Raw genomic sequence first — 14,798 nt, 5'->3', positions numbered from 1 at the left:
TATTGGAGGAAGAAAAATGTCGAAGCTGAACGTGGACCAAAAGACAATTAAAGATTTATTCCAGGATAAACGAGCAGACTTTTTGATTCCTGATTACCAGCGTCCCTATGCGTGGGGTGAAACTGAGTGTCAGACCCTTTGGGATGATATCTTTTCATTCGCAATTCCAGACGAAGGACGCACAGAATTTGACAGTAATAGTGAATACTTTCTCGGACCAATCGTTACTTTCAAAAATAGTGTCTCCAAGATGGAAGTGATTGATGGACAACAACGGCTTACTACGCTAATGCTACTTTTACGTGCCTTCTATGAAAAATTTGGCCACATGCAAGACAAGGCCTCTGTTGCTACAAAACAGAATATTGAGAAATGTATCTGGAAAACGGATGAATTTGGTGAGCCTGATATGTCAGCTCTAAAGATTGATTCTGAAGTTGCCACTGATAAAGACAAAGACGAATTTCTTGAGATATTGAAAACGGGTGTTGTAAAACCTGGGCAAAAAAGCAGATATGCCGCCAATTACCGGTTCTTTCAGAACTGTATTGACGACTTTTTAGCAAAGTATCCGACGTATTTTGCTTATTTACCCACTCGAATCATGAACAACTGCATTCTCCTCCCTATCGAAGCAGAATCGCAGGACACTGCGCTCCGAATCTTTTCAACATTAAATGACCGAGGAATGCCACTCTCTGATTCTGATATTTTCAAGGCACAGTTTTACAAATATTACTCTGATATCGGAAAAAAGGATCTATTTATTAAGCAGTGGAAAGATCTGGAGGAATTAACGGAATCAATTTTCCATCCGCTAAACGGAACGCCAATGGATGAACTGTTTACACGGTACATGTATTATATCCGTGCCAAGCAGGGAATCAAGTCTTCCACGACTGAAGCATTGCGCAAATTTTATGAGAAAGACAATTACACCTTACTCAAAAGAGAAGATACGTTTAATGATCTGATTACACTTGCTCATTTTTGGGAGGATGTCATCAATCAAGATAAAGATCGGTTCTCACAACGGATTTTGCGCCGCCTATTTGTATTAAATTATGCCCCAAATGGTATGTGGACCTATGTTGTTTCCGTGTTCTTTATGCAGAATCGAGATAGCGAAGGACTGTTAGATGAGGACCAGTTCTATCGGTTCCTCAGCAAAATCACTGGATTTATCTGGACATATGCAGTTACAAACCCTGGGGTAAATGCACTTCGTACCCCTATATATGCCGAGATGGTCAGTATCGTCAACAGCCAGCCGGTTACTTTTGTCGACTTCAAGTTTGAGGCGGATAAGGTGCAGAGCATGTTTGCTAACTTTACATTCAACAATAGTAGACCGATCACAAAATCGATGTTAGCATGGTGGACGTTCCAAGATGATGATCAGGAGCTTTTTCCCCTTGAAACGGTACTTGAGATTGAACATATCTATGCCAGGAATCGCTATGACAAAGATAAGTCTCTAACAGATGTAAAAAATCTGGAGGCGCTGGGAAACAAGGCTCTTTTGGAAAAACGCATTAATATCCGTGCCGCTGATTATCGCTTTGAGGATAAAATCAAGTATTACCAAGGCTTTGTGAATAGTCGCAATCAGAAGAAGGAGGGCACAAGAAACCATGAGTTGCATCATCTCTCTGAAACTTTGACAGACTTTACCGAAAAAGATATTTTGGATAGAACCGAGGAAATAATGGCGAAGTTCCTTGACTATTTAAGAGAAAATGGATTGCTAAAGTAATATTTGTTGACATGCATAAGGGAAAAGGGGTGATCCTGTGCTGGGCCTGCCAAAAACTACAGAATTCAATAAGCGTATTCCGAAGCAAAAGTTCTATGAGAACCTGACAGTGACGCCTGGCCTAAAGCGGGCCTTTACAGAGCAGGTTAAGATCATCTGGTGGCGGAACAAGATCGCCGCCGCAACGGTCAATCTGGCCCCGGGAGAGGCTGTCACAGAGATTGAGGTGCTGGAACTCCGGCTCAGCCAGCCCTCATTTGACGAATCCGTCCTGCTCCAAATCGACAGAGAGATCCCCTACCACATTCTCTTCCTGCTGGAATACGGGGGAAAATACCAGGCCTGGATCGGCTACAAAGAAGCCGCCTCCGGCAGTTCCGCCTTCAAAGTCAGCCAATACTATCACACCGACTGGATGGAAGCAGTCCAGCTCCCCCTCTGCATGGAGGGCCACTCCCTGGACGCCGTGTATGAAAATTTTGTGCGGCAAGTCGCCGGGGAAAGCCTTGTGCCTGCCGAAGCGGAGAGCCTGCATGAGTCTGTGGTGAGGGACCTCCGGCGGCAGCAGCTCCAGAAACAGATTACAGTGTTGGAGAACAAGATCAGGAAGGAAAAACAACTCAACCGGCAGGTGGAGATAAATGTAAACATAAAGAAGTTGAAGAGGGAATTGGAGATGTTGTAATTATGAAAGTTAAATTCCTAAACAAGAAATTATGGAAGGAATACTACGCAACTCTCTCTATCGTTAGCGTTATTGCCTCACTTACTTTTCTGTTTTTGGATATCCCCGATGACAAAAAAACATGTTGCTTTATTGCGTTTGCCATTTTTCTTGTCGTAGTATTTCTTTTCAGGTGGTATCGTGCGAATAATCTCAAGAAAATATCGTTAAAAATAAATAACTCAACAATGGAAATCGAAACGGGTGACATTTTTTCAGAGGATGGTTTCAAAATTATTCCGTTTAACGAATTTTTTGACACAAAAGTAGACGGCACATTGATTTCAAAAAACACATTAAATGGGCAATATATCACCCGCTTTTATCTGAATCCCTCCGACTTGGATAAAACCATTGATTCAGATTCACATTCAGCAGAATATATTCTTGGAAAATGCGAAAGAAAAACTGGCAAGACAAACCAATATAGGCTTGGAACTATAATAAAAAATGGTGAATATTTTCTCCTTGCATTTACCCACTTTGACAAAGATAATCGTGCGTTTTTAGAGATTAATGACTTCACTTCTTGCCTAATGAATATGTGGAATGAGTGTGATATTCATTATGGTGGAAACACGGTGGTTTTACCATTACTTGGTTCAGGAATCACTCGCTTCCGAGGCTACGAAAATATTACGGATCAAGAACTTCTTGAAATAATTATTTGGACGTTCAAAGTCAGTCGTATTCGATTTCAATATCCAGCTAAAGCGAAAATTGTTCTCACAAATGATTGCTTGGATAAAATTAGTTTGTACGATATAAAAAAGCGATTTGAGGCTTGAAGCATAGGAGGTTTACCATGGGGCACAAATGTTTTATTTCTTTCAAAAAGGAAGATCAATGGTATCGGGAGCGCATTGATAAGTTGATTGCAAAGTCGGATTTGATTAACAAAGGGCTTGACCGAGTTATCAACAGCAATGATGGTGACTACATTATGAAAACAATTCGCCAGGATTATCTCCAGGACTCTACTGTAACAATCTTCGTGATTGGAACACACTCCTCTGAAAATGAAGGCTGTGATTTCATGGGACGAAGAAAAAACTATTTTATTGAACGAGAATTGCAAGCTTCTCTATATAATGGGGTTGGTAACACTCGAAACGGAATTTTGGGTGTAGTCCTACCGGAAATGTATGACCGCATTTATAAAGGGAGTCACCAATGCCTTACTTGCGGCGGTACACACAATACGGTTGTAATTGGAGACTCCACTGTAATTCGAGAGTTCAGCACAAATTACTACATAGAGCCTCATTCTGGGTGCGCATGGTCCGAAAGTGAACGGTACTGTGTTCTCGTAAAATGGGATGATTTTGTTGCCGATCCCGAAAGCTATGTAAATATTGCATTTGATAAACGAGCAAGTGAGATTGCATCGAAGGTTAAGGTCCGCAATTTTCGATAATGGAGGAACTTCATAATGGACCACATGAAATTTGAGACGCCGGACTTGACGGCACAGAATATAGAGAGGATCGCCGCCCTGTTCCCCGGGTGCATCACAGAGGGCCCGGACGGCAAGGGCGGGCTGAAAAAGGCCATCAACTTTGAGTTGCTTAAGCAGATGCTGTCCGACGATGTGCTGGAGGGGGACGAGGCCTACGAGTTCACCTGGGTGGGCAAGAAAGCCTCCATCGTGGAGGCTAACAAGCCCATCCGCAAGACCCTGCGCCCCTGCCCCGAGGAGAGCAAGAACTGGGACACCACCGAAAACCTGTATATCGAGGGCGACAACCTGGAGGTGCTCAAGCTGCTCCAGGAGGCCTATCTGGGCAAGGTGAAGATGATCTACATCGACCCGCCCTACAACACCGGCCACGACTTCATCTACAACGACCGATTTGAGATGGACAAGCAGGAGTATGACCAGCAGATTGGCCTGTTTGACGAAGAGGGCAACAAGCAGTTTGCGGAGAACTCCGAGAGCAATCCCCGGTTCCACTCCGACTGGTGTAGCATGATGTACCCGCGGCTGATGCTGGCGAGAAATATGCTGGCGGACGATGGGGTCATTTTCATTTCGATTGATGATAACGAGTGTGCTAATCTCTTGCAGATGTGCAGAGAAGTGTTTGGAGAAAGCAATTTTGTGGCGGACATTTCCTGGCAGAGAACATATTCTCCTCGGAACGATTCCAAAGGAGTCGTCAGTGAAGTGGAACATATTGTTGTATATAGCAAGCAAACCTCTTGGATGCCAAATTATCTGCCTCGCACAGCGGAAATGGATGCGAAATACAAGAATCCAGATAATGATATCATGCCTTGGACAAGCAGTGATGCTTTTGCGGCGGATGCTTCAACTCATCAAGGCATGGTGTATGCAATACAGCATCCTTTCACCGGCGAAATGATATATCCATATAGCGGTGCCCATTGGCGTTATCAACAGGATACTATGTTGGAAATTATGAATGGGTGGACACAGTACACTTTGAAGGACTTGCAAGATGCAGAAAAGCGAGCACAAATCTGCGGTATCTCTTCTGATGACGTCAAAAAAGATGTAAAAGCATTGGTACTGGTAGAACCGCTTGAAGTTGCGCAGGCTCAGGCAGAAGCTGTATTAGAGCGTGGCCAATGGCCAAGATTCTATTTCACTCAAAACGGGAGAGGCGGAATTCGCCGAAAAACATATATCAATAAGGTTGTTGGCAAATTGCCTACAAACTTTTGGCCATACGAAGAAGTGGGGCACACTGACGAAGCCAAAAAAGAACTTAAAAATTTGTTTGATAGTTCCGCTCCATTTGACACACCGAAGCCAGTTCGTCTACTGGACCGTATGTTGACCATTGCCACGGACCAGGACTCCATTGTGATGGACTTCTTCTCGGGTTCTGCTACTACCGCTCACGCTGTCATGCGAAAAAATGCTCAAGACGGTGGACACCGTAAATTCATTCTGGTTCAGTTGCCAGAAAAAAGTCCATCTCCACAATATGATACCCTCTGCGAAATCGGTAAAGAACGCATTCGTCGGGCGGGCGATATGGCAAAAAAGGCCTTGGAGGAAGAAGGAACAGCTGTTCGTGCAATGGAAAAGTTCAAAAAAGAACACGGAACACCAATGGGGTTCGTTTATGCAGAATGGTCTGACTCCCCAGAAGTTGTTACTGCTAAAAAGAAAATGGCGGACGATTTGGATATTGGTTTCCGTGTCCTCAAACTGGACGAGACCAACATGGAGGCCGTCTACTACTCCGCCCAGGAGTACGACCAGCAGATGCTCCAGAAGATGGAGAGCAATATCAAGCCCGACCGCACGGACCTGGACTTGCTGTTCGGCTGCCTGCTGGAGTGGGGCTTGCCCCTGTCCATGCCCTATCGCTCTGAGCAGGTGGAGGACTGCACCGTTCACACATACAACGACGGCGACCTGATCGCCTGCTTTGACGAAAACATCCCGGAGAGCGTCATCCGGGAGATCGCCAAGCGGAAGCCTCTCCGGGCCGTGTTCCGGGACAGTAGCTTTGCCACCAGTCCGGAGAAGATCAACGTGGGTGAGATTTTCAAGTTGTTGGCCCCGGATACCCGGGTAAAGGTGATTTGAGGGGGATATGTTTATGACTCATGCGATGGAAGAAAAAATTCAACTACTTGATGAATATATAGAGAAACTTGACGAAGCAATTTCAAAGAAAAGCGATGAATTAGCTAAACAATTACGGCATGAAATTGTTGCGGTTTATGAAAACGAAATTGATGGGATAAGAAGTGGACTTGATGCATACAGCCCACATCATGTATATATGACAACCCCTGTCGACAATATCGGTGACGCTACTATACTTCGTGCTAAACTTTATAATTATAAACTCAATTTAGCTTCTGGACTGCATAAATTACTCCGCAACAATGATAATTCTGTAAACGTCACTCAAAATGTTCAGCAGGCAATGAAAAACAGTATCTCTATTTCTCTGGATCAAACGGTTTCTGACATCAATTCTTTACCACAGGAATCATTATCAGCCGAGGACAAAGATACCTTATGCGGGAAATTAGCCTCTCTGTCTGCGGAGAAATCAAAAGAATCAAAATGGGAAAAGGCTCAAGGCGTGTTGAAATGGATTGCGGAAAAAGGGTTTGAAGTAGGTAAAATTGCGCTCCCCTATGTCCTTCAATCGGTCTTTAACACGCCAGCATAAGGAAGTACAGAAATGAAACTCCAATTCAAACATCAAAAATTTCAGGCTGACGCCGCTAAGGCCGTGGTGGATGTGTTCGCCGGGCAGCCCTACCTGACCCCCACCTATTTGATGGACCGGGGCTCCGACGCTCACCAGCTCACCCTGGAGGAGATGAGTTTTACCGGCTGGCGCAATGAGCCCATCGTCCCGGAACTCAGCGATCAGGTGGTGCTGGAGCACCTGAACAAGATCCAGCGGGCCAACCAGATCGCCCCCTCTCCCCGGCTGGAGGGCCGCTATAATCTGACCATCGAGATGGAGACCGGCGTGGGCAAGACCTACACCTACATCAAGACCATGTACGAGCTGAACCGGCACTACGGCTGGAGCAAGTTCATCGTGGTGGTACCCAGCGTGGCTATCCGGGAGGGTGTCTACAAGTCTTTCCAGGTGACCCAGGAGCACCTTGCGGAGGAGTATGGGAAGAAGATCCGGTTCTTTATCTACAATTCCGCCCAGCTGACGGAGATTGACCGCTTTGCCTCGGACAGCTCCATCAATGTGATGATTATCAACTCCCAGGCCTTCAACGCCCGGGGCAAGGACGCCCGGCGCATCTACATGAAGCTGGATGAGTTTCGCTCCCGCCGCCCCATTGACATCATCGCCAAAACCAACCCCATCCTGATCATCGACGAGCCCCAATCTGTGGAGGGCAAGCAGACCAAGGAGCGGCTGAAAGAGTTCAACCCCCTCTTCACCCTGCGCTACTCCGCTACTCATAAGTCGGACAGCATCTACAACATGGTCTATCGTTTGGACGCCATGGAGGCATATAACAAGAAGCTGGTGAAGAAAATCGCCGTCAAGGGTATTACCGAAAGCGGCTCCACCGCCACTGACGGCTATGTATACCTGGAGGGTATCAACCTCTCCAAGGCAGCCCCCACGGCCACCATCCAGTTCGACTATATGGGGAAGTCCGGCCTGCGGAAGATCTCCCGTAAGGTGGGCATCGGCTACAACCTCTATGACAACTCCGGGGACGTCACCAAGCTGGAGGAGTATAAAAACGGCTTCGTTGTGAAGGCCATTGACGGTCGGGACGACTCCCTGGAGTTTTTGAACGGTGTCAAGCTCTACGCAGGGGACGTGGTAGGCAAGGTCACGGAAGAACAGCTCCGCCGCATCCAGATCCGGGAGACAATTCTCTCCCACATCGAGCGGGAGCGGCAGCTGTTCTATAAGAGCATCAAAGTGCTCTCTCTGTTCTTCATCGACGAGGTGGCCCACTACAAGCAGTACGACGCCGCCGGACAGCCCCACAACGGCATCTTTGCGGATATGTTCGAGGAGGAGTACAACGACATTCTCTCCACCATGCAGCTTGGCATCGGGGAGGATGAATATCTCAAGTATCTGAAATCCATCAAGGCTGAGGACACCCATGCGGGCTATTTCTCTGTAGATAAAAAAGGACACATGACCGACAGCAAGCTGGGCGATAAAAAGGAGCGGACTTCCGACGACAAAGACGCCTATGATTTGATCATGAAGAACAAGGAGCTGTTGTTGGACCGGGACCCCAAAAAGTCTCCGGTGCGGTTTATTTTCTCCCACTCCGCCTTGCGGGAGGGCTGGGACAACCCCAATGTGTTCCAGATCTGCACGCTGAAACAGAGCAGCAGTGAGGTTCGCAAGCGCCAGGAGGTGGGCCGTGGTCTCCGCCTGTGCGTCAACCAGGACGGTGAGCGTATGGACGCCAATGTGCTGGGAAACGACGTCCACAACATCAATGTGCTGACGGTCATCGCCAGCGAGAGCTATGATAGCTTTGCACGGGGATTGCAGTCTGAAATGGCTGAAGCCGTGGCGGATCGTCCCCGTGCGGTCACGGCGGACTTGTTCAAGGGTAAAGTCCTCCGGGATACCTCTGGCAATGAGCAGGTGGTGGACGATGTTCTCGCCCAGGCTATCTGCTATGACCTGATCATCAACGGCTATGTGGACCGCAAGGGCGCTCTGACCGACAAGTTCTTCGAGGATAAGGCCAACAAACAGGTGAAGATTGCGGAGGAAGCGGCAGACTGCGCCGATTCTGTTCTGGAAATTCTGGACTCCGTGTACAATGACAGGGCTATGAAGCCAGAGAACGCCCGGAGCAACAATGTGGAGCTGCAGGTGGACCCGGACAAGCTGGCCATGCCGGAGTTCAAGGCTCTCTGGTCCAGAATTAACAGCAAGTCCGTCTATGTGGTGGACTTTGACACCCAAGAGCTAATCCAAAAGGCCATTCAATCTCTTGATAAGGATCTGCGAGTTTCCAAAATCTATTTTAGGGTAGAGAGTGGTTCCATGGAAGAAGTCAAATCTAAGGAATCACTACTGGATGGAAGTTCTTTCTCCAAAAAGAAATCCGAGTTGTACTCCCAGGATAAGCAGGTACGAGCGAACAGTGCTGTGAAGTATGACCTGGTAGGCAAACTGGTGGAGGAAACCAGCCTGACCCGCAAAGCGGTAATCGCCATCCTGACCGGGATTCAGCCGGTAGTGTTCAATCAGTTCCAGGAGAACCCGGAGGAGTTCATTATAAAGGCCGCGTCTCTTATCAACGATCAGAAGGCCACCGCTATCATTCAGCACATCACCTATCACGTTCTGGATGACCGTTATGACACAGATGTGTTTACCGAGCCCACCCTCAAAGGCAGGCTGGGCACCAATGCGATGAAGGCGGACAAACATCTCTATGACCATATTCTCTATGACTCCACTAACGAGCGGGATTTTGCCAACGATCTGGAAATCAAATCAGAGGTAGCCGTCTATGTGAAACTGCCGGATGGGTTTTACATCTCCACGCCGGTGGGCCGCTATAATCCGGATTGGGCCATCGCCTTTTATGAAGGAAAGGTGAAACACATCTATTTTGTGGCGGAGACCAAGGGTTCCATGCGATCTATGCAACTGCGGGATATTGAAAAGGCCAAGATTCACTGCGCAAGAGAGCACTTTAAGGCTATCAGCAGCGGAGATGTAGTCTATGATGTAATCGATGGATATCAGGCTCTATTGGACAAAGTGATGCGGTAAAATTGCATGATACGGAGGAAGAGCATGGTGAACGGAGAACAATACCTGATTTTAATCAATGGCCAGGATAAAACCGACTCCGTCGCCAGCTTCCGTTTTCAGAACGGTATGTGCGAGGTGATCTATACCAATTCCCCAAAGGCCTATCACTACCATGCCGAAAAAGTACAGCTTCTGAAGGTACAGAACCGGATTGATCCATCGCAGTTCATTATTGCCGTGAACGGAAATCCTCTTTCACAGGTTGATGTGATTCTGGATTTTGGCCCCTTTTACCGTTTTCTCCGAACAGGAAAAAAGGCCCTTACATACCCCAAAGGCCAAGTGGAACTCCAGAAAAACTGCCTGAAGGACCAGAAGCAGGCGGGCGTTTTTGAATACTTCAAAGAAACAGCAGCGGCGGTCAGCCTGGTAGCCGAAGGCGGCCTCAACATTCTGAGCGCCCAGTATGAGCGGATCAAAAGTGTCAGCGACGTAACCGTGCTGTCTTGCTATCTGGATTCTTCCAAGAAGCCCGCAGTGCAGGCGCTCCCTGAGGCAGTCATCTACCCCTTCGGCCTGAACCAAAGCCAGAAAACAGCAGTGGAGAATGCCCTTTCCTCCCAGGTCAGCATCATTCAGGGACCTCCCGGTACCGGAAAGACACAAACCATTCTGAATATCATCTCCAATGCGGTTCGAAATGGTCAGACGGTAGCCGTTGTCTCTAACAATAACTCCGCCACCTTGAATGTGGCGGAAAAATTGGAGAAGAAGGGGCTCTCGTTTCTGACTGCTTTTCTGGGGAGTCGTTCCAATAAGGAGCATTTTCTGGAGACACAGACTGGACAATATCCAGACATGTCGGCTTGGGTTATGGAGCCGGAGGAGAAATCGCAGTTGGATCAAGAGGTGACCGTCCTCTCTAAAGAACTCGGTGAGATGCTCAATGCGAAGAACCGCATTGCTGCCATTGAACAGGAACTCCTCCAACTGACGCCGGAACAACACTATTTTAGTGAGTACTACAACACCTATGCCCAGGCACCAAAGGATGAGGTGAAGGGCCTCTCCTCCCAAAAGATCTTATCCCTGTGGTTAGAATACGAGCAGCATGCCCAGCAGGAGAGTAAATTGGGTCTGCTCCAAAAGATATCCATTCTCTTTCGCTTCAATCGCAGTGCGCTGAAAGTGTTCCTCCAGACGTCAGAACTGGTGATTCCATACCTCCAGCGGCAATTCTATGTGGTACGCCGACAAGAATTGGCGGAAGAGCAGGCTCAACTGGAGAAGAAACTTGAGCAATATTCATTTGACGAAAAGATGGCGGAACTGACGGAAAAGTCTCTGCGGTTGTTCCGGGCGGAGCTGAGTGAAAAATTCCATTGGCAGGAGCCACGTCGTCGCTTTGAGATGCGGGATTTTCGTGGGAAGTCTGGGGAATTTAACCGGGAGTATCCAGTAATCTTAAGTACGACCTACTCCATTAAAGGCACGCTAAGCTTTGAACATATTTATGACTACTTGATCGTGGACGAGGCCTCCCAAGTAGATTTAGCCACAGGTGTACTCGCCTTTGCAAGTGCTCGTAATATCGTCATTGTGGGAGATCTCCAGCAACTTCCCAATGTGCTGGACAGCAAAAACTTCCAGGACAGCGAGGCAGTCTGGGTGCGGTATTCTCTCCCGGAGATCTACCATTTCTCTTCCCACAGTCTGCTCTCCTCCGCCATTGCCACATGGCCGGAGGCTCCCACTGTTCTCCTGCGGGAACACTATCGCTGCCATCCCAAGATCATCAATTTCTGCAATCAGAAATTCTACGGTGGGAAGCTCATCGTCATGACAGAGGACCATGAAGAGCCGGATGTCCTGACCATGTATCGGACAGCGCCTGGCAACCACGCCCGTGGTCACCTGAATCAAAGACAGATCGACGTGATTCGGCAGGAGGTACTTCCAAGTCTGGCGAGACAAGGGTATGGGAGTATCGGCATCATTACACCATACAGAGATCAGGTGGCGGCAATTCAAACACAGCTGGGCAAGAACCTGGAAGTGGCTACCGTCCATAAGTTCCAGGGCCGGGAAAAGGACGCCATCATTCTCACCTCGGTGGATAATGTTATTACCGACTTTGTGGATGACCCCAGAATGCTGAATGTAGCGGTATCCCGGGCTGTCAAATCTCTAACTGTTATCACCTCTCAGGATCCACAAAATGATCGGACTAACTACGGTGATCTGGCCCGCTATATCGAGTACAACAACTGTGCGGTGATCGAGAGTTCGGTCTACTCCGTTTTTGACTTGCTCTATCAGGGGTACGCCGAGCAGCGGCGGGCTTTTCTAAAAAAGCATGGGCGAGTTTCGGAATATGACTCGGAAAATCTTCTCTATGCTGTGATCCAGGATGTTCTCCAGAAGGAAGAGTTTTCTTTTGTGGACTGTGCAGTCCATGTGTCGTTGGTCAATCTGGTGAAAGACTACTCCATGTTGACAGAGGAGGAAACCGCATACGCCCGCAATCCCCTGACCCATGTGGACTTTCTCTTGTTCCGCAGGATGGACAAGTCTCCTCTGCTGGCAGTAGAGGTAGATGGAGTCGCGTTTCACGCTGCAGGAAGCACCCAGGCAGACAGAGATGAAAAGAAAAACCGGATTTTTGAACTATGCGGTATTCCGCTACTGCGGCTCCGGACAGATGAAAGCGGAGAGAAAGAACGGCTTGAACGGGAGCTGAGAGCAACGATCTCCATAGGGCAATGAGTCTATCGAAGCTCCCCCGATATCACGCAGAGAAGAGGAAATACCAAATGAATGTCATCTGTTTTGGCGACTCCAACACCTACGGTTACGACCCTCACGGCTATTTCGGCGGGCGCTATGACGGGGACAGCCGGTGGGTGGACATCCTGGCTTCGGAGACCGGATGGACGGTCTCCAACATGGGAGAGAACGGCCGGGAAATCCCATCTGCCGCTCCTGTTTTACCAGAAGACACCGATCTGCTGATTATCATGCTGGGAACCAACGACCTGCTCCAGGGCAGAAGTCCGGAGCAGGCCGCTGAGAAGCTGAATCGGTTCCTCTCAGGCATCTCCTTGGATCAAAATAAAATCCTGCTGATTGCCCCACCACCAGTACAGCTGGGCGCGTGGGTGCCGAACCAACAACTCATTGACGATTCCCGCACCTTTGCTCAACTCTGTCAGACCCTGGCAGAGCATCTGGGCATCCGCTTTGCCGACGCCGGAAAGTGGGACATCCCCTTGGCCTACGACGGCGTCCACTTTACGGAGCAGGGGCACAAAACCTTTGCCGCCGGACTTCTGGAGGTACTCAAATGAAACGAATATTCCCCTCTTTGCTGTTATCCCTATTGCTGCTGACCGGATGCGGAGGAAATACCTCGGACGGCTACCAGCAGATCACTCAGGAGGAGGCCAAAGAGATGATGGACACCCAGGAGGTCATCATCCTGGATGTACGGGAGCAGGACGAGTACGACAGCAGCCACATCTCCGGTGCGGTCCTGCTTCCGGTGGGGAGCATCGACGAGGATACCGCCGCCGAGGTGATCCCCGAGAAGGATTCCACGGTTCTGGTCTACTGCCGTAGCGGAAACCGTAGCAAGACAGCATCCTCCACCCTGGTAGAACTGGGCTACACCAATATCTACGAATTCGGCGGCATCAATACCTGGCCCTATGAGACGGAGTCATAGACCCAAAACAGGAAGCCTAAGCACATGTGGACCATGCAAAAACTGCATCGCCGATACAAAGAATACACGGGACGCGCCTTTGGGCGCGTCCCGTTGTTCATTTTCTGCCGATTCGTCCTCACGGCTTCCCCAGCCAGTCCTTGAACTCGTCCAGGGTGATGACCTCCCGGTCGCATTTCTTTTTCATCTCTCTGGCCTGTTCGCTCCAGGCGTAGAACTGCTCGTCGGTGATACGGCCGGCCTTGATCCAGGCAAAGCGTTTCTTGTACTCCTTGCGGTAGGCCTTGAACACCGGATCGTCAGACTGTTTCTTGGTCCACTGCTGGAAGGCCCCGGCCTCCCGGCAGGTCTGCTGGCCGGAGGCCACCGGGCGCTCACAGTACTCCGCGCTGACCCGGCCGGTCTGTGGGAACCACCGTCCGCAGTTCTTGCACCGCCGGACAGTGATCCCACGCTCCACGCAGCTGCGCAGGGAGTAGTCGATCATGTCCGAAATGTGGAGGGGATACAGGACCGGCGAGCACCGGCCCGGCTCCACCGGTTCAAAGCTGAGGGGGATGGGCCGGAAGGAGAACAGAGACGGGTCCTTGGGGGCATCGTAGAGATAGTGTGCCGATGCCTGCTGCTGGGGATCCCGCCCCGCCTTGTCCACATCCAGAACGAGATCAAAGAAACGCTGTACCTGCTGCTGATAAAGCGGGAGCTGTTCCGGGATGCCCTGCAGCTCCTTCAGCATCTGCTGATCCTCCCTGCTCCCCCGGTCCTGGGTGATCCCCATGCGTCCAAACCGCTCAAACCAGCGCACATACAGAAGATTCAGGTAGATGTGCCGGCTCCCAAGGTCACCCAGGTCCATCAAGGTACGGACCCCAGCATCTCTATCATCCCTGTCGATCAGAAGGGACCAATTCTCATAAGCCCGCTGTAGCAGGGGCTCCAGCTCCTTACAGTCGGTCTCCAGAAAAGACAGCAGGCTCTCCAGGAACGGGAGCTCCCGATAGGTCGAGGGTACGCCCTGGATCCCGTGGCTATCGAATTGGAAAACCTCTTTTTTCTCAGAGAAGTACATCTTGGCATACCACATGTCGGCGCCCTCCAAAATAGACAATCATAAAAAATTTATAAAATAGTCTTGACAAGGGGGTAGGTTCACATGCTACAATACTCTCACAGGGGACTGTCAAAATAATCTTACAATAGTCTAACACCCGCAAATCCGATTGTCAACGGGGAATTGGTCCCCAACATTCGGAACGGCACCTTGCTACGAAAATAAGTAGCGAGGGCGTGAACCTTGACAAACAGGCTTTCAACGCCTCATGAAAAACCATCGCAGCACAAAAAGCGGCAGGCCAAAACCTGTCGCCGGCCGAA

At 49.2% G+C, this 14,798-nt stretch carries 11 protein-coding genes; 10 read left to right on the top strand and 1 reads right to left on the bottom strand.

What is annotated here, in order from left to right:
- Positions 1-16: 16 nt before the first annotated feature.
- From B5E43_RS10180 to B5E43_RS10135, 10 genes are read left to right on the top strand one after another with little or no spacing between them, the layout of a single operon-like run.
- A complete protein-coding gene (locus B5E43_RS10180; RefSeq protein WP_087396391.1) occupies positions 17-1,756 on the top strand; it encodes a DUF262 domain-containing protein in 1,740 nt (579 codons plus the stop codon).
- A gap of 37 nt (positions 1,757-1,793) precedes the next feature.
- Positions 1,794-2,441: a DUF4391 domain-containing protein gene (locus B5E43_RS10175; RefSeq protein ID WP_087396389.1), complete on the top strand. Its 648-nt coding sequence runs from the start codon at positions 1,794-1,796 to the stop codon at positions 2,439-2,441.
- Positions 2,442-2,443: 2 nt separating this feature from the next.
- A complete protein-coding gene (locus B5E43_RS10170; RefSeq protein WP_087396386.1) occupies positions 2,444-3,268 on the top strand; it encodes a macro domain-containing protein in 825 nt (274 codons plus the stop codon).
- Between the two features lie 17 nt (positions 3,269-3,285).
- Complete coding sequence (locus B5E43_RS10165) at positions 3,286-3,897, top strand: TIR domain-containing protein (RefSeq protein ID WP_087396384.1); 612 nt, start codon at positions 3,286-3,288, stop codon at positions 3,895-3,897.
- A 15-nt stretch (positions 3,898-3,912) separates the two neighbouring features.
- Entirely contained in the window at positions 3,913-6,045 is a 2,133-nt protein-coding gene (locus B5E43_RS10160; protein ID WP_087396382.1) for a site-specific DNA-methyltransferase, read from the top strand.
- Between the two features lie 13 nt (positions 6,046-6,058).
- On the top strand, positions 6,059-6,643 hold the full coding sequence (locus tag B5E43_RS10155) for a hypothetical protein (RefSeq protein WP_087396381.1): 585 nt from the start codon (positions 6,059-6,061) through the stop codon (positions 6,641-6,643).
- A 12-nt stretch (positions 6,644-6,655) separates the two neighbouring features.
- Positions 6,656-9,718: a DEAD/DEAH box helicase family protein gene (locus B5E43_RS10150; protein ID WP_087396379.1), complete on the top strand. Its 3,063-nt coding sequence runs from the start codon at positions 6,656-6,658 to the stop codon at positions 9,716-9,718.
- A gap of 24 nt (positions 9,719-9,742) precedes the next feature.
- Positions 9,743-12,466: an AAA domain-containing protein gene (locus tag B5E43_RS10145; protein WP_242964795.1), complete on the top strand. Its 2,724-nt coding sequence runs from the start codon at positions 9,743-9,745 to the stop codon at positions 12,464-12,466.
- A 47-nt stretch (positions 12,467-12,513) separates the two neighbouring features.
- Positions 12,514-13,047 (top strand): GDSL-type esterase/lipase family protein, encoded by a 534-nt coding sequence (locus B5E43_RS10140; RefSeq protein ID WP_087396377.1) that lies wholly within the window; start codon positions 12,514-12,516, stop codon positions 13,045-13,047.
- Positions 13,044-13,424 carry a rhodanese-like domain-containing protein gene (locus B5E43_RS10135; protein WP_087396375.1) on the top strand — a complete coding sequence of 127 codons (381 nt, stop codon included), beginning with the start codon at positions 13,044-13,046 and terminating at the stop codon, positions 13,422-13,424. The genes B5E43_RS10140 and B5E43_RS10135 overlap by 4 nt, the downstream gene beginning before the upstream one ends.
- A gap of 118 nt (positions 13,425-13,542) precedes the next feature.
- Here the strand turns inward: B5E43_RS10135 and B5E43_RS10130 are convergent, their stop codons facing one another.
- On the bottom strand, positions 13,543-14,508 hold the full coding sequence (locus B5E43_RS10130) for a DUF6076 domain-containing protein (RefSeq protein WP_087396373.1): 966 nt from the start codon (positions 14,506-14,508) through the stop codon (positions 13,543-13,545).
- Positions 14,509-14,798: the final 290 nt, after the last annotated feature.

This window comes from Flavonifractor sp. An100 (assembly GCF_002161175.1).
Classification (GTDB): Bacteria; Bacillota; Clostridia; order Oscillospirales; family Oscillospiraceae; genus Lawsonibacter.
This window is presented reverse-complemented; position numbering and strand designations above follow the sequence as displayed.